Origin of the sequence: Pseudomonas sp. XWY-1, assembly GCF_002953115.1 — a bacterium.
In the GTDB taxonomy this organism is placed as follows: Bacteria; Pseudomonadota; Gammaproteobacteria; order Pseudomonadales; family Pseudomonadaceae; genus Aquipseudomonas; species Aquipseudomonas alloputida.
This window is the reverse complement of sequence record NZ_CP026332.1, coordinates 4206772-4224231: the sequence shown is the minus strand read 5'-3', so window position 1 is coordinate 4224231 and position 17460 is coordinate 4206772. Positions and strand designations below refer to the sequence as shown.

Sequence of the window (17460 nt, the reverse complement as noted above, 5' to 3'; positions counted from 1 at the left end):
CGACGGCATGACGGATCAATGGGATGCCGGGCGACTGGACAGTGACCTCGAGGGTGTCGGTTTCGACACCCTGGCGGTACGCGCTGGCCAAAACCGTACCCCGGAAGGCGAGCACAGCGAAGCGCTGTTCCTGACCTCCAGCTATGTGTTCCGCACGGCAGCCGATGCTGCTGCGCGCTTTGCCGGCGAAACGCCGGGCAACGTCTACTCGCGCTACACCAACCCGTCGGTGCGTGCCTTTGAGGAGCGCCTGGCGGCCATGGAAGGTGCCGAACAGGCCGTGGGTACGTCCACCGGCATGGCGGCGATCCTGGCCGTGGTCATGTCGCTGTGCAGCGCCGGTGACCATGTGCTGGTGTCGCAGAGCGTATTCGGCTCCACCATCAGCCTGTTCGAGAAGTACTTCAAACGCTTTGGCGTACAAGTGGACTACGTGCCACTGGTCGACCTCACCGGCTGGGAAAAGGCCATCAAGGCCAACACCAAGCTGCTGATCGTCGAATCGCCCTCCAACCCGCTGGCCGAGTTGGTCGATATCACCGCGCTCAGCGAAATCGCCCATGCTCAGGGTGCCATGCTGGTGGTGGACAACTGTTTCAGTACCCCGGCGTTGCAGCAGCCGCTGAAGCTGGGTGCCGACATTGTGTTCCACTCGGCCACCAAGTTCATCGACGGCCAGGGCCGCTGCATGGGCGGTGTGGTTGCCGGCCGTACCGAGCAAATGAAAGAAGTAGTGGGTTTCCTGCGAACCGCAGGTCCAACCCTCAGCCCGTTCAACGCCTGGATCTTCACCAAGGGCCTGGAAACGCTGCGCCTGCGTATGCGTGCGCACTGCGAAAGCGCTCAGGCCCTGGCCGAATGGCTGGAGCAGCAGGATGGCGTGGAGAAGGTGCATTACGCCGGCCTGCCCAGCCACCCCCAGCACGAACTGGCCAAGCGCCAGATGAGCGGTTTCGGTGCAGTGGTCAGCTTCGAGGTCAAGGGTGGTAAAGAGGGCGCGTGGCGTTTCATCGACGCTACCCGTGTGATTTCCATCACTACCAACCTGGGTGACAGCAAAACCACCATCGCGCATCCGGCGACCACCTCACACGGTCGTCTGTCGCCGCAGGAGCGTGAAGCGGCTGGCATCCGCGACAGCCTGATCCGCGTTGCCGTGGGCCTGGAAGACGTGGCTGACCTGCAGGCTGACCTGGCGCGCGGGTTGGCGGCATTGTGATCGAAATCAGCGGCAGTACCCCGGGCCACAATGGCCGGGTAGCCTTGGTCACAGGTGCCGCCCGCGGCATCGGTCTGGGCATTGCCGCATGGCTGATCTGCGAAGGCTGGCAAGTGGTGCTGAGTGATCTGGACCGCCAGCGTGGTACCAAAGTGGCCAAGGCGTTGGGCGACAACGCCTGGTTCATCACCATGGACGTTGCCGACGAGGCCCAGGTCAGTGCCGGAGTGTCCGAAGTGCTCGGGCAGTTCGGCCGGCTGGACGCGCTGGTGTGCAATGCGGCCATTGCCAACCCGCACAACCAGACGCTGGAAAGCCTGAGCCTGGCACAATGGAACCGGGTGCTGGGGGTCAACCTCAGCGGCCCCATGCTGCTGGCCAAGCATTGTGCGCCGTACCTGCGTGCGCACAATGGGGCGATCATCAACCTGACCTCTACCCGTGCTCGGCAGTCCGAACCCGACACCGAGGCTTACGCGGCAAGCAAGGGCGGCCTGGTGGCTTTGACCCATGCCCTGGCCATGAGCCTGGGCCCGGAGATTCGTGTCAATGCGGTGAGCCCGGGCTGGATCGATGCCCGTGATCCGTCGCAGCGCCGTGCTGAGCCGTTGAGCGAAGCTGACCATGCCCAGCACCCAACGGGCAGGGTAGGGACCGTGGAAGATGTCGCGGCCATGGTTGCCTGGTTGCTGTCACGCCAGGCGGCATTTGTCACCGGCCAGGAGTTTGTGGTCGATGGCGGCATGACCCGCAAGATGATCTATACCTGAGCACCTTGTTTAAACTGCGCCGGCCTCTTCGCGGGTAAACCCGCTCCTACAACGGTTAATGTCCGACTGTAGGAGCGGGTTTACCCGCGAAGAGGCCGGCACAGGCAATAACCTCACGTTGCCTTTTTGAAAAAAATTCAATGGGGCTATTGACTTAGCTTCGCCACCTGCGTAAATTTCGCGGCCTCAGCGAAGCAAACGCAACAAGCAACATCGCGAGGGTGATTAGCTCAGCCGGGAGAGCATCTGCCTTACAAGCAGAGGGTCGGCGGTTCGATCCCGTCATCACCCACCACTTCCTGAGATGTTCCTGGAGCTTCGGGTTCGCAAGAAGCCGATAGCCAGAGAGGAACGCACTGCGCAGCGGTAGTTCAGTCGGTTAGAATACCGGCCTGTCACGCCGGGGGTCGCGGGTTCGAGTCCCGTCCGCTGCGCCATTTTTCAGTAACAGATGGGTGCCTGGCACCGGTCTGAAGCCACAAGGCACACGCCTTGGGCTGATCCCAGTTTCAATCGGGCGCAAGCCTGAACGATACGCAGCGGTAGTTCAGTCGGTTAGAATACCGGCCTGTCACGCCGGGGGTCGCGGGTTCGAGTCCCGTCCGCTGCGCCATCTTCGTTTCAAGGTCCCTAGAACACCTTGAAGCAAACACAAGAGAAGCGATCGCGTTATCGCTTTTTTTGTGCCTGCCCTGAGGCCATCGCGCCGGAAGGGTAGACCCAGGTTTCAATCGGGCGCAAGCCTGAATGATACGCAGCGGTAGTTCAGTCGGTTAGAATACCGGCCTGTCACGCCGGGGGTCGCGGGTTCGAGTCCCGTCCGCTGCGCCATCTTCGCTTCAAGGCCCCATGAACGCCTTGAAGCAACGTTAAAGCGACCTTCGGGTCGCTTTTTTCGTTAGTGCGCCTGGTAAGTGCCTGCCTTTACCCAGATTTACACCAACCTGACAGATTCTTCACCGACCAGCGGTTCCTGTGCCTGCCTGCTGTGTTGCACAATAGGCACTTTCCCGACATACCCGGAATTCGCAATGACCAGATCTTCCGTCTTTGGTGCGCTCGGGCTGGCCCTGGTGCTGGCGGGCGTGACCGGTTGTTCCTCGAAAAAAGCGGCCGTCTACGAGCACGAGAACTTCGATGACTCGGGTACCTTCTCGCGCAGCTTTCCGGTGAGCGATGCTGGCTCTTGCGAGGCCGCCCGGCGTGCTTTGCTCAGCCAGGGTTACATCATCACCAGCAGCGGCGCCAACCAGGTGGTGGGTAACAAGAGCTTTCAGCAAAACAGCGAGAACCACCTGCAGATCAGCTTCAATGTCACCTGTGCGCCGGACGTGAGCGACGATCAGCGCTCGACCATGTTCGCCAACGCCCTCCAGGACCGCTATGCGCTGAAAAAGTCCAACACCTCCGCCAGCCTGGGCGTGGGGGTGCTGGGTTCGGTGTCGATGCCGATCGGCTCCAGTGACGACTCGATGGTCAAGGTGGCCAGTGAGACGGTGACCGCGGCGCAGTTCTATGACCGTTATTTCGCCTTGGTGGAGAGCTACCTGCCCAAGCCGAAGAAGGTCGAAAAGGCCAAGGTCGAGGCGCCCAAGGTGGAAAAGCCGGCGGTGGACCTGGGGCTTCCGGAGCAGGCGGCGGCGAACCCGGTGGCGCCGGCCCCGGCAGTTGCACCTTTGGTTGAAGCGACGCCTGCACCTGCGGGAGTAGCCCCGGCCAGCGAGGCGGCAGCGGCGCCGGTGGTGGATGACAGCCAGGGTTCGCAGCCGGTGGCCCCACCGGTGGAGGCTGCACCCATTCAGGTACAGCAGGATGCCCAGCCGGCCGAGGCCGCCGCCCCCTCCCTTTGATGGGTCGCCTGAACCGGCCCTTTCGCCGGCAGCCCGCGAAAGGGCCGGTTCAGGCTGTAAACATCCCCTGTTACAGACGCCCCGCGATAACTTTCTGAACACCTGCTACGTTTACCACTCATAAGCTTGTCATCATCCCTTCATCCCACCTGCTTAGGCTGAAGGCGATACCTACAAAGGCAAAATGAGCAAAGAGGACGCAGGGCAATGGATGAATACCAGGAAGAACTACTCGAAACCCAGGCTTACGAACTGGACACCCCGGAACCGGCCGACGACGCCACCGAACTCTAGCTCGGCTGCCGCTGGCTGCGGCGGAACTCCCCCGGCGTGAGGCCCGTCCAGCGCTTGAATGCGCGCTGGAAGGCCTCGGCTGAAGCAAACCCCAACAGATAGGCAATCTCGCCAAAGGCCAGCGCCGTGTCACGGATGTAGGTCTCGGCCAGGTCGCGCCGGGTTTCGTTGAGCAGGTCGCGAAAGCGCGTGCCTTCCTCGGCGAGCTTGCGGCGCAAGGTCCAGCTTGGTAGCTGCAAGTGCAGCGCCACTTCTTCCAGGTCCGGTTCACGGCCGCCATTGAGCAGCGGGCCCAGCAGGTGGGTGATGCGCTCACCCAGGCTGCGCACCCGCGTGCGCTGCAGCAGCTCTGCTTCGCACAACTGCAACAGGTGCTGCCAGGTGCTCGGGCAATGCCCGGGGTTGGCCAGTTGCAAGGTAGCGCGGCTCAGACGCAGCTGATTGCCGTCGGCGGCGAACTGCACAGGCGTGCTGCAAAGCGGTTGATAGCGCGCGGCATAGGAGGGCGCGGCAAACTCGATCTCCAGGCGTTCGGCCTGCACCGGGGTGCCGGCAAGGTCGGCCAACTGGGCCAGCCAGCCGGCCAGCAGTGAGTCGACCACAAAGCGGTTGTAGTCGTTGTAGGGGCTGATGGAGTAGAAGCGCAGCCAGGCGCCCTGGGCATCTTCCTCAAAGCTGGAATGGCCGCGGTAGTTGGCCGCGTAAAGCGGCTCGAAACGCAGCAGGGTACGCGCGGCCTCACCCAGGGTGGGGGCCTGGGCCGCAGTGACCCCGGCCAGGCCCGTATGCGCCAGCCGGCTGAGGCGCCCCATACGCAGACCTAAAGCGGCCTCACCACTCATTTCGATGGCTGCGTGGCCCAGGTGCATGTAGCGGGGTATGGACAGGCGTGCGCCGGCTTCGCCCAGGCGGGTCGCGTCCAGGCCGTAGCGGCGCAGCAATGGTTCAGGGTCGTGGCCCAGCTCGCGCAGGGCTTCGCTCAAAGGCTGGACAAAACCAACCGACAGTTCGCCCAGGCGCACGCGGGGGCGGGCCATGGGCTTACAACCACACATTCAACAGGCGGGCGCCTGGGCTGGGGGGGCCGGCGAGCAACGCGCCCGACTGGCGGGCAAAGCCCTGGCCATCGCTGCCCTGTTCCCAGAACTGCCCGCGCATGAATACGCTCATGCTGCTGATGTCGGTTCCGGCTACTTCGGTCAGGCGTTGCCAAGCCGTCTGTTCACTGACTTCGCCGCGCTGCACGGCCAGCCCGGCGCTGGCATCCTGATGGCGATTTCCCCGCCAGGGTGCTTGCCAACTGCCCTTGCCACTGAGAAACGCCGGGTTGGCGACCAGTTGTACGGCTTGTTCAGTCAGTTGCTGGTGGTTTTCCGGGTACCAGCTGTCACTGCCCACCAGTATCCCCAGGCGCCCGGCCGGGGTCTGCACGACCTGCAGCGGGTGCTGGCGGCCGTGGTGGACGTAGCGGCGCATTTCACTGTCGGGATATTGCTGGCGCTGGGGCTGCCCCAGTAGCGAGCCGTCTCCGGCAAACACCACACTGCTGTTGAACAGCGGGCCACGGCCGGTATGCAGTACGCCTTGTTTCACATAAGGTTCGGGCAGCACGATCGAACCGGCCACCAAGGTGACGCCAAATTCCTTGGCCAGGCCGCCGAACAGCTGCTGGTAGTCTGCGGCCATCTGCTCGGCCTTCATGCGCAAGTGCGCATCGGCGCGCCAGTCGTCGCCGTCAGCGCCAAGAACCGCGAGGCCATAACGCAGCGGGTTGCTCAGTTCCAGCCATTGTTGGGCTTCGTGGCTCTGGGTGACTTTATACAGCTCGTTCTTCTCTCCGCGCGCCCACAGCCAGGTACCGATGTGTTCCGGCAGCACCACCACCGTGCGTGGGTTCACCAGGCCTTGGGCGCGGGCTTGCTCCAGATAGGCTGCGAGCTTGCGGTGCAGGCGTTGCAGGTTCTGATAGTCGCCCGGGTACAGCAGTGGTTCGACACCGAGCAGGTTGCCGTGCTCGCCCGGCACGCCATGGTTAAGCGCAAGCTCGATGCGCAGGTCGGACAGGTAGTGGCCTTCCGGGCGCTGTTGGGTCCAGAAGCCATAGCCGCAGAGGGCGGCGATCATCACCAGCGCCAGGGCGCTTGCCAGGAGTTTTCGCATCAAGCGTGGGTATTCGCTAAAAGTGGAGTGGCCATACGGAGCGATGCAGCCGCAATCTCGCGCCTTGTGATCGGTTTGAGCAGCGCACTGCATGGATCCATGCACAATCGACTTTTGATCATACCAAAGGAATGGCGATGGGCGTGCAACGAACCCCGGGCGTCGGGGCCCGGGGTTGTGTTGGCAGGGTCAGGCGGCCAGCGTCGCCAGGGCGAGACGTTTGTCCTGGATGCAGAATTTCTCGAGCAACTTCAGCGAGCCACCGAATATCAGCGCACCGGAGTAGGTGATGTCGGTCAGGACAAAGGCATCCGGTTCACTGAATGGCCATTTGACCTGGTTCGCCGCCACTTTGACCATGGGCGCTATGGACGGAATGTTGTTGGTTACCCCACCCGCCACCACGCGCTCGATGATCACGTGGATGACGATGCTGACAATGGCCACCACCAACGCTGCGATGATGCCGACGATCAACGCCATCACCTTGCCGCCCACACCACCAGCCACCGCGGTGGCCACGGCGGCAATCGCGCCCAGAATGGCTTCGGTGACGATCACCCAGGTGGCGATGTCTGTCGTGTTCTGGACATCCGGGTCTCCGACCATGGCATATACCATCACCTGTTCGCCCTTGTCGTTGACGCCCAGTTGCAGCGTCTGCTTGGTGACGATTCGGGTATAGGCCACGATACCCGGTGAGATATCGGTGCGTACCTTGCATTCGGTGCGGATATAGGACTCGTCGAAGTTGATATCGAACTTTTCGGCCACGGGATGATAGGTGATGGCCCCAAACTTGACGCTGTCGAGCTTCAGGTCGTTGGCAGTGATGGATGTGCCCGCTTCATCCAGGGTGAAGTTAGCCGCGGTGGTACCCTCGAAGATGAACGGCAATGCCGCCAGCAACTGGTACTTGACGAAGATCTCCCGGCTGATGAGGAAGTTGGCATTGTTGTCCGCAGCCAGCATCACGGCAGGCAACTGGTTCGGCAAACCCGTGGAGTCACGCTCGTTGGTCATTGCCAGCACCCCGAAGATGCTGCTTTCCTCGCTGTTCTTGTCGGTATAGGCATAGCTCATGGAGGTGGCCCGCAGCCATTTGAATTCCTCGCTTTCCTTGCCCATGTTGTTGATCAGTACGGTACTGAACAGGGTGTCGAACTTCTTCAGGTTCTCGGGCTGGTTCAGCCAGTCTTCGAGTACGCCGCGCATCACGCTCTGGTCAATGCCGCTCAAGACGTTGTTCGGGTCCCTCAGGGCAATCACCGCAGCGATCGGGTCATCCGGGTTCGTTGCCTGGGTGTTGACTTGCAGTTCATACGTGCCGTCTGAAGCCGATACTGGATTGGGCGCCGGGAAGTAGCTGAGCTTGACGTAGACATCCGCAGACATTCCCTGGACCTGGTAGGTTTTGCCGTTCAGGCCCTTGTATGTCCCTGAGCCGAAGGGGATGCGTACCTTGACGTTGCGTCCGTCGCCGCCGGTGGTAATCGACCAGGCGTCGAAGTCGGCCTTGAGCGAGAAGCTGTCGACCCCGGCGTCTATGCTGGCGGGGTAGGTTTTTTCCAGGGCGATGCGCTGGTTGAGCGCAGAGACCCGGCAGATGCTCACGGTATCCCAGCCATTGGTCGTGACCGTACTGGCCAGTGTTCCGGCATTGGTCAGTAGTTGCGCGGCGCGCAAGGTGTCTTCGGAACTGTGTACAAGCGCCGCGTTGCGGTACAGGGGCGATTCGCGCAGGGTCTGGCGCGCGGTTTCATTGAGGTGATCGAGGCGCAGCGAGATGGGTTGGGCAAACCCGGACAGCATGACCTTGCTTTCATTGCTCATGATACGGCTCCTTGTGTTGGTGGGGTCACACGTAGTTGATGACAAGGGCCTCGGCGAGGTAGCTCGACGAAGCGGTATGCGTGTCGTTGCTCCAGGACACGCAATCGATGGTGTCGGCCTTGACCGAGCCGCCACGCGCGGCGATGGCGCTGATCAGGTCATCGGAGATCACAGCGGCGACGATGTGGGTGATCAGGCTGACGATGGGCGAGAGCCAGGCCAGGTACCAGGGAATATGCACTTCCTTTCTGAAGTCGGACGATTGCTTGACGAAGTTGATGGTGTTGCCATCGAGCACCAGCTTCATCCTCAGCCAGCCGTTCCACTTCATGTCGATACCTGCGTGCAGGTCACAGTCGCCCTTATAGTCGACGGTGATGAAGTCACCGAGCATTCGTGCAGGGTTGCAACCGGCGAAGACAACGGGGGTGTACCAGATCGCTCCTGATTTGATGGCCTTCATGCGCAAGGTCGGTATGTTGACCATTTGCGTATTGTCGAAGCGGTAGTCCTGCGCCGTGGCACCCTGGTAAAGCTGAAGCAGCCCGGGCAGTACCAGATGCTCCAGGACCATGCGTGGAGAAAGCACATAGCTCGACTGTCCACCCTGGCTGATGCCCGACACATCGATATTCAGTGGCAGCCCACTGATGTCGCGTTCGGTACATACGGCCATGATCGCCAGGAAACCTGAATCGAGGTACGCATAGGTACATTTTCGCGGTCTGGCCCATTCCGGGGCAGTGGCTTTGCTGAAGTTGATGGTCGCGAAGGTATGGGTGAACTGTAGGGGATGCTCGACCAGGTAGGTGCAGATACAGTCCAGCACCACGGAGGCGAAAGGACCTAGCGAACCGTCGGGGTCTTGCAGGGTGATACCGCGCAGCCAGCCACCTTCGTCGCCCAGCAGGGGTTGAGTGGCTCCGGCCTTGTGCAGGAAGGCCGACTTCAACTGCACCTGGCCGTTGCCTTGTGGCAACAGCGACAGGGTGACCTCGATGATGGCAACCGCGCCGGCCAGCGAGCGGCTGGTACCACTGGCCTCGAAAAAACCTGAGCGTATAGGCATGCGCAGGCGCAGCAAGCGACCGCCGCCACCGTTGATGACCGACCAGCAGTCGAACACCCCGTGGCAGGCGTAGCCTTCATCCGAGGTGTAGGAAAATTCGTGGTCGAGGCTGTTCCAGCTGGCTGCCAGGTCACTGTTCACGCTGTCCTGGCGAACGATGCTGATGGTGTCCCATCCTTTTGTCAGCATGAGCGAACCCTCCGGGCGCACTGAGTAGGCGCCACGTTCCATGGGTGGATGATCAAACGTGCTTGAAGAGTCTGGCAGAGCCGCGTTGTCTGGCAAATGCGCGGGGAGACTGTTTGGCGATCAAGCCAGGCGAACCTTATAGCGCTGAAGTTCTGGAGCCTTCCCGACAGTCGCTGCCTCTGCTGTTCATCACGATCATTAACTTGTCAGTTTTGATCATTGAGCCCTTTCAAACGGCTGTTTAATGTCGCTGACAGACAAACGACGGGGCCCGCCATTCAGTGAGGTGCCCGCATTCCGTGATCACGCCATCAGGGGACCTTTCCATGGCCGCCGACCGCTACCCGCACCTGCTTGCTCCGCTGGACCTGGGCTTTACCACCTTGCGCAACCGCACCCTGATGGGCTCGATGCACACCGGCCTCGAAGAGCGCCCCGGCGGCTTCGAGCGCATGGCAGCTTACTTTGCCGAGCGCGCCCGCGGTGGCGTTGGCCTGATGGTCACTGGCGGCATTGCGCCCAACGATGAAGGTGGGGTGTATTCCGGTGCGGCAAAGCTCAGCACCGAGGAAGAGGCCGACAAGCACCGCATCGTCACCGAGGCGGTGCACGCCGCCGGTGGCAAGATCTGCCTGCAGATCCTGCACGCCGGGCGCTACGCCTACAGCCCACGGCAGGTGGCACCTAGCGCGATCCAGGCGCCGATCAACCCGTTCAAGCCCAAAGAGCTGGATGAGGCGGGCATCGAGAAGCAGATCGCCGACTTCGTCAACTGCGCGGCACTGGCTCAGCGTGCCGGTTACGACGGTGTCGAGATCATGGGTTCGGAAGGCTACTTCATCAACCAGTTCCTGGCCGCGCACACCAACCACCGCACTGACCGCTGGGGCGGCAGTTATGAAAACCGCATGCGCCTGGCGGTGGAAATCGTCAGCCGGGTGCGTGGCGCGGTAGGGCCTAACTTCATCATCATCTTCCGCCTGTCGATGCTCGACCTGGTCGAGGGGGGCAGCACCTGGGACGAGATCGAGCTGCTGGCCAAGGCCATCGAGCAGGCCGGCGCGACCTTGATCAACACCGGAATCGGCTGGCACGAGGCGCGCATTCCGACCATCGCCACCAAGGTGCCGCGTGCGGCCTTCAGCAAAGTCACCGCCAAGTTGCGCGGTGTGGTGAGCATTCCGCTGATCACCACCAACCGCATCAACACCCCGGAAGTGGCCGAGGCGGTGCTGGCCGAGGGCGATGCGGACATGGTCTCGATGGCTCGACCGTTTCTCGCCGACCCGGACTTCGTCAACAAGGCCGCTGCCGGTCGTGCGGATGAAATCAACACCTGCATCGGCTGCAACCAGGCCTGCCTGGACCATACCTTCGGCGGCAAGCTGACCAGTTGCCTGGTCAACCCGCGGGCCTGCCACGAGACCGAACTCAACTACTTGCCTGTACGTACGGTGAAGCGCATTGCCGTGGTTGGCGCTGGCCCGGCTGGCCTGGCGGCGGCCACCGTAGCGGCCGAGCGGGGCCACGCGGTGACCCTGTTTGACGCCGCCAGCGAAATCGGCGGCCAGTTCAACGTGGCCAAGCGGGTGCCGGGCAAGGAAGAATTCTTTGAAACGCTGCGTTACTTCCGCAACAAGGTCAAAAGCACTGGCGTCGACCTGCGCCTGAATACCCGCGTCGATGTGCAGGCACTGGTGGGCGGCGGCTTTGATGAAATCATCCTGGCTACCGGCATCGCCCCGCGTTCCCCGGACATCGCGGGCGTGGAGCATGCCAAGGTGCTCAGCTACCTGGACGTGCTGCTCGAGCGCAAGCCGGTGGGCAAGTCGGTGGCCGTGATTGGCGCGGGAGGTATCGGCTTCGATGTGTCCGAGTACCTGGTGCATCAGGGCGTGGCCACCAGTCAGGACCGAGCGGCATTCTGGAAAGAGTGGGGCATCGATACCCATCTTCAGGCGCGAGGTGGTGTGGCCGGGATCAAGGCCGAGCCGCATGCTCCGGCGCGGCAGGTGTACCTGTTGCAGCGCAAGAAATCCAAGGTGGGTGACGGTCTCGGCAAGACGACCGGCTGGATTCACCGCACCGGGTTGAAGAACAAGGGGGTGCAGATGCTCAACAGTGTCGAGTATCTGGCTATCGACGATGCCGGCCTGCACATTCGTGTGGACGGCGGCGAGCCGCAAGTGCTGGCGGTGGATAACGTGGTGATCTGTGCCGGGCAAGATCCGCTGCGCGAGCTGCAGGAAGGGCTGGTGGCGGCGGGGCAGTCGGTGCACCTGATTGGTGGCGCGGATGTGGCGGCCGAGCTGGATGCCAAGCGGGCGATCAACCAAGGCTCGCGGTTGGCGGCCGAACTCTGAGGGCGTCGGGGCTGCGTGAGCCCGATACCTGCACGGTAACCGGAGGGAGCGGGCATGCCCGCGAATTCGATGGCGGTGGCAACGGTGAACGGCGGGTGGAGATTGGCTAGCAGGCCCGGCCCTTTCGCGGGTGAACCCGCTCCTACGACGGTCTATACCGGGCCGTCGATGCCTGTGTCGAACCACTGATGCGCGTCCACCCTGGCACTGTGATGCCTCGGCGGGGGCGAGTCATCGATACAAGCGCTTGCGGGATTACCCTGTAAACTGCGATCCATGCATGTATTCGACCTCCCCCAAGCACCGCTGCAATTTCTGAACTTGCCCTGGCTGCAACAAGCCCAGGTCCAGGCCGCCATTCTGCGCCTGGACCTGATCGACCCGCTGATCAGCGGCAACAAGTGGTTCAAACTACGCCACCACCTGCAACAGGCCGGCGCCAGCAATGCTCCAGGCCTGATCAGCCTCGGCGGTAACCATTCCAACCATCTGCACGCCTTGGCCGCTGCCGGCAAGCGTTTCGGCTTCGCCACCGTCGGCCTGTTACGCGGCCATGCCCAGGACACGCCAACCGTGCGTGACCTGCAGGCGCTGGGCATGGAACTGCATTGGCTAGGCTACGGCGGCTACCGTGCGCGCAACGAGCCAGGATTCTGGGCCCCCTGGCAGGCCCGCTACCCAGGCTGGCACTGTATCCCCGAAGGGGGCGGCGGGCTGGCCGGTGCGCAGGGCTGCGCGCTGATCATGCAGCAGGCGCGCGCGCAGATCGCGGGATTGGGCTGGTCGGACCATGACGCCTGGTGGCTGGCTGCCGGAACGGGGACTACCTTGGCCGGCCTTGTACTGGCCGAGGCGGGTGCACATGCCGTACATGGCGCGCTGGCAGTGCCCAGGGATCATGGGGTGCCGGAGACGGTGGCAGCACTGGCCGGCACGCACGGCTACCAGCTACACGACGCCTGCCGTGGCGGTTTCGGGAAGTTCGACGATGAGCTACTGACGTTCATCGCCGACTGCGAGCAGCGCACTGGCGTGCCGCTCGAAGCCCTCTATACCGGCAAGGCTCTGCTGGCCTTGCGTGATCAGGTCGCTGCCGGGCTGTTCAAGCCCGGCAGCCGCCTGATCTTCGTACACACGGGGGGCCTGCAGGGGCGACGCGGTTACTTGTAGGGCAGCATGCGCAACAGCGTGTTGTCGCGCTGCACATAGTGGTGGTAAAGCCCGGCCAGTGCATGCAGGCCGATCAGCCAGTAGCCCCAGCTGCCAATACGCTCATGCCAACCTTTGATGAACTTGGCCTGGTCCGGGTTCGGGTCGATCAGATGGGGCAGTTCCAGGCCAAAGAACGGCACCGGTTTGTCGGCGGCACTGAGGATCAGCCAGCCGGCCAGCGGCAGGCCGATCATCATCAGGTACAGTGCCAGGTGCATCAGGTGCGCCAGGCCGGTCTGCCAGGCCGGTGGTTTGGGCACGATGGGCGGAGTCGGGCGGCTCAGGCGCATGGCCAGGCGCAGCCAGACCAGCACGAACACGCTGAGCCCGAGCATGAAGTGCAGGTCCTTCATCAGGTTGCGTTCGGCGCTGTCCTTGGGGAACAGGCCACGCAATTCGATGAGGGCATAGACAGCGGCCAGCAGCACCAGCATCAGCCAATGCAGGGCGATGGACAGGCGTGCGTAATGGGTGGTGGTGGGGGATGAAACCATGATTGGTCCTCGTCATCAGGTCTGAATGGCGCTCTTGCTGGCGCTCAGGAGTCATTTTAATGGCTACCGGAAACAGATCTTTGCGCCAGGTCTGTGAAAATTGTGTTGCCAGCCACCGGCCTCTTCGCGGGCACGCCCGCTCCCACAGGTACTGCACAGTCTTGGAAGCCTGTGCAGTTGGACCTGTGGGAGCGGGCGTGCCCGCGAAGGGGCCGGAACAGGCGACATCAGTTACCGGGCAGATACGGCCAGTCATCAGCCACCAGAAACACCCGCTCTGCCTCCTGCCAGGCACCATCGGCATCAGGCACCAGTCGTACCAGCAAGTGCGCCGGTGCCTGCTGCTCCAGCACATGCAGCCACGCCGCAAACTGCTCCGCCTGCCAGCACTCACCTGACTCCACCCTTGCCGGCGCCAGCCAGGCATGCCGCTGCAGCGGCTGCCAACGCTCGCCTTCGGCCATCACCCAGTCCCGCCGACGAAGCCAGCGCCCGCGCAAATGTTGCGGGTTGGCGCCCTCCGGCGCCTCGGCATGCCCAGGCCGTGGATAGAACAGGTAACCACCCAGCCACATTTGCGCCTGCACCTGCTCCACCCCTAGCTGCGCCAGCGCCTGACGGCTGTGCGCTCCCTTGGACATGGGCAACTGGTGCCCCGCCAGGTGCGCAAGCTTGGTCCCCAGCCGGTCATGGCAACCTGGCCCCAGCCAGGCATGGGGATCGTGCCCGGCGTCTTCCGGGCCCAGGTACAGCTTGATCGCCAGTTCCAGGTGGTGCACGCCGTCGCGGTCGCGCAGCACCACGTCGAGCTCGCCCAAGGTGCGCCCGCCGTCGCGAATCGCCAGGTTGGCGGCCAGCAGCTCGATGCCTGGCGCCTGGCCCAGGGCAAATTGCCACAGGCGTTCGTAGTAATGCCCCAGGCGCCGGCTGCCCAATTGCGCCAGCCACGCGCGCAACGGTCGGTCATCGGCATCCAGGGCCCGCAACCATTGTTCAAGGTGTTGCGGCTGCTGCGCCCACAGGCTGCCCGCCAGCGGGTGTCGCTGGGGGCAGGGTGGGGCGCTGAGCAGGGGCGGCGACAACAAGGCCCATGCCAGGTCACGCACGGTGGAGTGCTGCAGTTGTCGGGGCAGGTCGTGAAGCTGGGCGAATGGCGTCATCCTGCGAGCATAGCCGGTTTGCCGCTGCCCGGTGGTTTCGCCCATAATCGGCGCATCGTCACCCGCCGCAGAGCCTTGCAGGAGCCCCATGGAGCAATTTCGCAATATCGGTATCATCGGTCGCCTTGGCAGCTCGCAGGTGCTCGACACCATTCGCCGACTGAAAAAATTCCTCCTCGATCGCCACCTGCACGTGATCCTTGAGGACACCATTGCCGAAGTGCTGCCCGGCCATGGCTTGCAGACGTCCACCCGCAAGCTGCTGGGCGAGGTCTGCGACCTGGTCATCGTGGTCGGCGGCGACGGCAGCCTGCTGGGTGCTGCCCGCGCGCTGGCCCGGCACAACATTCCGGTGCTGGGTATCAACCGTGGCAACCTGGGTTTTCTCACCGACATCCGTCCCGACGAGCTGGAACAGAAGGTCGCCGAAGTGCTCGACGGCCACTACCTGGTAGAAAACCGTTTCCTGCTGCAGGCCGAGGTGCGTCGCCACCACGAAGCCATCGGCCAGGGCGATGCGCTGAACGACGTGGTGCTGCACCCGGGCAAGTCCACGCGCATGATCGAGTTCGAGATCTACATCGACGGCCAGTTCGTCTGCAGCCAGAAGGCCGACGGCCTGATCGTCGCCACCCCCACCGGCTCCACCGCCTATGCGCTGTCGGCCGGTGGCCCGATCATGCACCCCAAGCTCGATGCCATCGTCATCGTGCCGATGTACCCACACACCTTGTCGGGCCGGCCGATCGTGGTGGACGGCAACAGCGAGCTGAAGATCGTGGTGTCCAAGGACCTGCAGATCTACCCGCAGGTGTCCTGTGACGGCCAGAACCACTTCACCTGTGCCCCCGGCGACACCATCACGGTCAGCAAGAAGCCGCAAAAGCTGCGCCTGATCCACCCGCTGGACCACAATTACTACGAGGTCTGCCGCACCAAACTGGGTTGGGGCAGCCGCCTGGGGAGCAGTGACGACTGATGCTCGATCCGGCGCGAAGTTTTGACATCATCGGCGACGTGCACGGCTGTGCACTGACCCTTGAACGCCTGCTCGACGCCCTCGGATACAAGCGCGTGGCCGGCGTGTGGCGCCACCCGCGACGTCAGGCGCTATTCCTTGGCGATATCGTCGACCGCGGGCCACGCATTCGCGAGGCGCTGCACATCGTCCACGACATGGTCGAAGCCGGCCAGGCGTTCTGCATCATGGGCAACCACGAATACAATGCCCTGGGCTGGGTCACCCCGGCGCTGCCTGGCAGCGGCAAGGCCTATGTCCGCGAACACACGCCGCGGCATGCCCGGCTGATCGACGAAACCCTGACCCAGTTTGCCCAGCACCCCGGCGATTGGCACGATTTCGTCAACTGGTTCTACCAGCTGCCGCTGTTCATCGACGCCGGACGCTTCCGTCTGGTGCACGCCTGCTGGGACCCGCGGCTGATCGAGCCGCTGCGCCAGCAATACCCCGACGGCCGCATCGATGAGCACTTCATCCAGGCCTCGGCGGTCAGTGGCAGTTTTGCCGACACGGTGTGCAACCGCCTGTTGCGCGGTACCGACATGCGCCTGCCGGACGGGCTGACGCTGACCGGCGGCGACGGCCTGACCCGCGCGTTTTTCCGCACCAAGTTCTGGGAAGAAGACCCGAAAACCTACGGTGACATCGTGTTCCAGCCCGATGCCCTGCCCGAGGAAGTGGCCAGCACCCCGCTCAGCCACAGTCAGAAGAATGCCTTGCTGCGTTATGACGAAGACCAGCCGATGCTGTTCGTCGGGCATTACTGGCGCAGCGGCCGGCCGGCACCGATCCGCGCCAACCTGGCCTGCCTGGACTACAGCGCCGTGCTCTATGGCAAGCTGGTCGCCTACCGGCTGGATGATGAAACCCGTATCGACCCACACAAGTTCGTCTGGGTCGACGTCGACCGCCCACAGGCCAACCAATGAACATTATCGAAGTGATGCGCCTGCCGCTGTCGGTCGACCTCAGCGGCTTCGTCCACCTGTTGCAACGCCTGCAGGTGCCGCACCGGGTCAGCGAGGAGGGTGATGCCCAGGTCCTCTGGGCCCCCGACACCCTGGCCGAAGATGTGCTGCAACTCTACCAGCGCTACCCCGACGGCAATGCCGACCTGCCGGCCACCGCTGGCCCTGTAGGGGCGGGGTCACCGGCGAATGCCCCCACACAACCTTCCCTGGCAGCCCAGGCCAAGGCCTGCAAGATCACCACCCTGACCCTGCTGCTGTGCTTCATCGTCGCCGGCCTCACGGGCCTTGGCGACAACTTCACCACCATCAGCTGGTTCACCTTCCTCGACTTCCGTGTCCAGGGCGACTACCTGTACTTCAGCCCGTTGGCGCAAAGCCTGGATGAAGGCCAGTGGTGGCGCCTGGTATCGCCAATGCTGCTGCATTTCGGTGTGCTGCACCTGGCCATGAACAGCCTGTGGTACTGGGAGCTGGGCAAACGCATCGAACTGCGCCAGGGCCCGTGGGCGTTGCTGGGCCTGACCCTGCTGTTCAGCCTGGTCTCCAACCTGGCCCAGCACTACACCAGCGGGCCGAGCCTGTTTGGCGGCCTGTCCGGCGTGCTGTACGGCCTGCTCGGGCATATCTGGCTGTACCAGTGGCTGGCGCCCGACCGTTACTTCAACCTGCCCAAGGGCGTGCTGGTGATGATGCTGATCTGGCTGGTGGTATGCCTGACCGGCGTGGTCGGCACGCTCGGCCTTGGCCAGATCGCCAATGCCGCCCACGTCGGCGGGCTGCTCATCGGATGCCTGACCGGGCTCTTGGGTGGGGCGCTGGCCCGGCGTAAACTGTCGGCTTGAATCAGGAGACACT

14 protein-coding genes and 4 tRNA genes are annotated in these 17460 nt (G+C 63.2%); 12 read left to right on the top strand and 6 right to left on the bottom strand.

Annotation, left to right across the window (positions count from 1 at the left end):
- Positions 1–7: 7 nt before the first annotated feature.
- From PRJ_RS19585 to PRJ_RS19550, 7 genes are all read left to right on the top strand, one after another.
- Complete coding sequence (locus PRJ_RS19585) at positions 8–1219, top strand: O-succinylhomoserine sulfhydrylase (protein ID WP_012053270.1); 1212 nt, start codon at positions 8–10, stop codon at positions 1217–1219.
- Positions 1216–1989, top strand: coding sequence for an SDR family oxidoreductase (locus PRJ_RS19580; protein ID WP_104962271.1), 774 nt, complete (start codon positions 1216–1218; stop codon positions 1987–1989). Before PRJ_RS19585 ends, PRJ_RS19580 begins: the two co-directional genes overlap by 4 nt.
- 219 nt (positions 1990–2208) lie before the next feature.
- Positions 2209–2284, top strand: a tRNA-Val gene (locus PRJ_RS19570).
- A 65-nt stretch (positions 2285–2349) separates the two neighbouring features.
- A tRNA-Asp gene (locus tag PRJ_RS19565) sits at positions 2350–2426 on the top strand.
- Positions 2427–2525: 99 nt separating this feature from the next.
- Positions 2526–2602, top strand: a tRNA-Asp gene (locus tag PRJ_RS19560).
- A gap of 141 nt (positions 2603–2743) precedes the next feature.
- Positions 2744–2820: transfer RNA gene (locus PRJ_RS19555), tRNA-Asp, on the top strand.
- 200 nt (positions 2821–3020) lie between these two features.
- Positions 3021–3839, top strand: a complete 819-nt coding sequence (locus tag PRJ_RS19550; protein ID WP_104962270.1) for a DUF2242 domain-containing protein — start codon at positions 3021–3023, stop codon at positions 3837–3839.
- A 290-nt stretch (positions 3840–4129) separates the two neighbouring features.
- Here PRJ_RS19550 and PRJ_RS19545 read toward each other — a convergent pair whose 3' ends face one another.
- The 4 genes from PRJ_RS19545 to PRJ_RS19530 all read right to left on the bottom strand — a co-directional run bounded on the left by PRJ_RS19545 (position 4130) and on the right by PRJ_RS19530 (position 9384).
- On the bottom strand, positions 4130–5170 hold the full coding sequence (locus tag PRJ_RS19545) for an AraC family transcriptional regulator (RefSeq protein ID WP_104962269.1): 1041 nt from the start codon (positions 5168–5170) through the stop codon (positions 4130–4132).
- 4 nt (positions 5171–5174) lie between these two features.
- Entirely contained in the window at positions 5175–6293 is a 1119-nt protein-coding gene (locus PRJ_RS19540; RefSeq protein ID WP_104962268.1) for a nitrilase-related carbon-nitrogen hydrolase, read from the bottom strand.
- Between the two features lie 189 nt (positions 6294–6482).
- A complete protein-coding gene (locus PRJ_RS19535; RefSeq protein ID WP_104962267.1) occupies positions 6483–8126 on the bottom strand; it encodes a TULIP family P47-like protein in 1644 nt (547 codons plus the stop codon).
- A 25-nt stretch (positions 8127–8151) separates the two neighbouring features.
- Positions 8152–9384 (bottom strand): TULIP family P47-like protein, encoded by a 1233-nt coding sequence (locus tag PRJ_RS19530; RefSeq protein WP_256597859.1) that lies wholly within the window; start codon positions 9382–9384, stop codon positions 8152–8154.
- 326 nt (positions 9385–9710) lie between these two features.
- On the opposite strand from PRJ_RS19530, the gene PRJ_RS19525 reads away from it, so the two are divergent.
- Both PRJ_RS19525 and PRJ_RS19520 read left to right on the top strand, forming a co-directional pair.
- Positions 9711–11747 (top strand): NADPH-dependent 2,4-dienoyl-CoA reductase, encoded by a 2037-nt coding sequence (locus PRJ_RS19525; RefSeq protein ID WP_104962265.1) that lies wholly within the window; start codon positions 9711–9713, stop codon positions 11745–11747.
- A gap of 276 nt (positions 11748–12023) precedes the next feature.
- Positions 12024–12917, top strand: coding sequence for a 1-aminocyclopropane-1-carboxylate deaminase/D-cysteine desulfhydrase (locus PRJ_RS19520; protein WP_104962264.1), 894 nt, complete (start codon positions 12024–12026; stop codon positions 12915–12917).
- Here the strand turns inward: PRJ_RS19520 and PRJ_RS19515 are convergent.
- Both PRJ_RS19515 and PRJ_RS19510 read right to left on the bottom strand, forming a co-directional pair.
- On the bottom strand, positions 12908–13453 hold the full coding sequence (locus PRJ_RS19515; RefSeq protein WP_104962263.1) for a cytochrome b: 546 nt from the start codon (positions 13451–13453) through the stop codon (positions 12908–12910). The two genes, PRJ_RS19520 and PRJ_RS19515, sit on opposite strands and share 10 nt — an antisense overlap.
- A 227-nt stretch (positions 13454–13680) precedes the next feature.
- Positions 13681–14703: a DUF1853 family protein gene (locus tag PRJ_RS19510; protein WP_104962262.1), complete on the bottom strand. Its 1023-nt coding sequence runs from the start codon at positions 14701–14703 to the stop codon at positions 13681–13683.
- On the opposite strand from PRJ_RS19510, the gene PRJ_RS19505 reads away from it, so the two are divergent.
- The 3 genes from PRJ_RS19505 to PRJ_RS19495 are packed head-to-tail and all read left to right on the top strand — an operon-like array spanning position 14702 to position 17447.
- Positions 14702–15592: an NAD(+) kinase gene (locus PRJ_RS19505; protein WP_003247220.1), complete on the top strand. Its 891-nt coding sequence runs from the start codon at positions 14702–14704 to the stop codon at positions 15590–15592. The genes PRJ_RS19510 and PRJ_RS19505 overlap by 2 nt on opposite strands.
- Complete coding sequence (locus tag PRJ_RS19500) at positions 15592–16563, top strand: metallophosphoesterase (protein ID WP_010953024.1); 972 nt, start codon at positions 15592–15594, stop codon at positions 16561–16563. The genes PRJ_RS19505 and PRJ_RS19500 overlap by 1 nt, the downstream gene beginning before the upstream one ends.
- Positions 16560–17447, top strand: coding sequence for a rhomboid family intramembrane serine protease (locus tag PRJ_RS19495; protein ID WP_104962261.1), 888 nt, complete (start codon positions 16560–16562; stop codon positions 17445–17447). Before PRJ_RS19500 ends, PRJ_RS19495 begins: the two co-directional genes overlap by 4 nt.
- Positions 17448–17460 lie beyond the last annotated feature (13 nt).

Coding starts and splice junctions, on each gene's coding strand:
- PRJ_RS19520 (WP_104962264.1), top strand. CDS start 12,024: ATGCATGTATTCGACCTCCCCCAAGCACCGCTGCAATTTCTGAACTTG.
- PRJ_RS19540 (WP_104962268.1), bottom strand. CDS start 6,293: ATGCGAAAACTCCTGGCAAGCGCCCTGGCGCTGGTGATGATCGCCGCC.
- PRJ_RS19505 (WP_003247220.1), top strand. CDS start 14,702: ATGGAGCAATTTCGCAATATCGGTATCATCGGTCGCCTTGGCAGCTCG.
- PRJ_RS19535 (WP_104962267.1), bottom strand. CDS start 8,126: ATGAGCAATGAAAGCAAGGTCATGCTGTCCGGGTTTGCCCAACCCATC.
- PRJ_RS19530 (WP_256597859.1), bottom strand. CDS start 9,384: ATGCTGACAAAAGGATGGGACACCATCAGCATCGTTCGCCAGGACAGC.
- PRJ_RS19500 (WP_010953024.1), top strand. CDS start 15,592: ATGCTCGATCCGGCGCGAAGTTTTGACATCATCGGCGACGTGCACGGC.
- PRJ_RS19515 (WP_104962263.1), bottom strand. CDS start 13,453: ATGGTTTCATCCCCCACCACCACCCATTACGCACGCCTGTCCATCGCC.
- PRJ_RS19545 (WP_104962269.1), bottom strand. CDS start 5,170: ATGGCCCGCCCCCGCGTGCGCCTGGGCGAACTGTCGGTTGGTTTTGTC.
- PRJ_RS19525 (WP_104962265.1), top strand. CDS start 9,711: ATGGCCGCCGACCGCTACCCGCACCTGCTTGCTCCGCTGGACCTGGGC.
- PRJ_RS19585 (WP_012053270.1), top strand. CDS start 8: ATGACGGATCAATGGGATGCCGGGCGACTGGACAGTGACCTCGAGGGT.
- PRJ_RS19550 (WP_104962270.1), top strand. CDS start 3,021: ATGACCAGATCTTCCGTCTTTGGTGCGCTCGGGCTGGCCCTGGTGCTG.
- PRJ_RS19495 (WP_104962261.1), top strand. CDS start 16,560: ATGAACATTATCGAAGTGATGCGCCTGCCGCTGTCGGTCGACCTCAGC.
- PRJ_RS19510 (WP_104962262.1), bottom strand. CDS start 14,703: ATGGGGCTCCTGCAAGGCTCTGCGGCGGGTGACGATGCGCCGATTATG.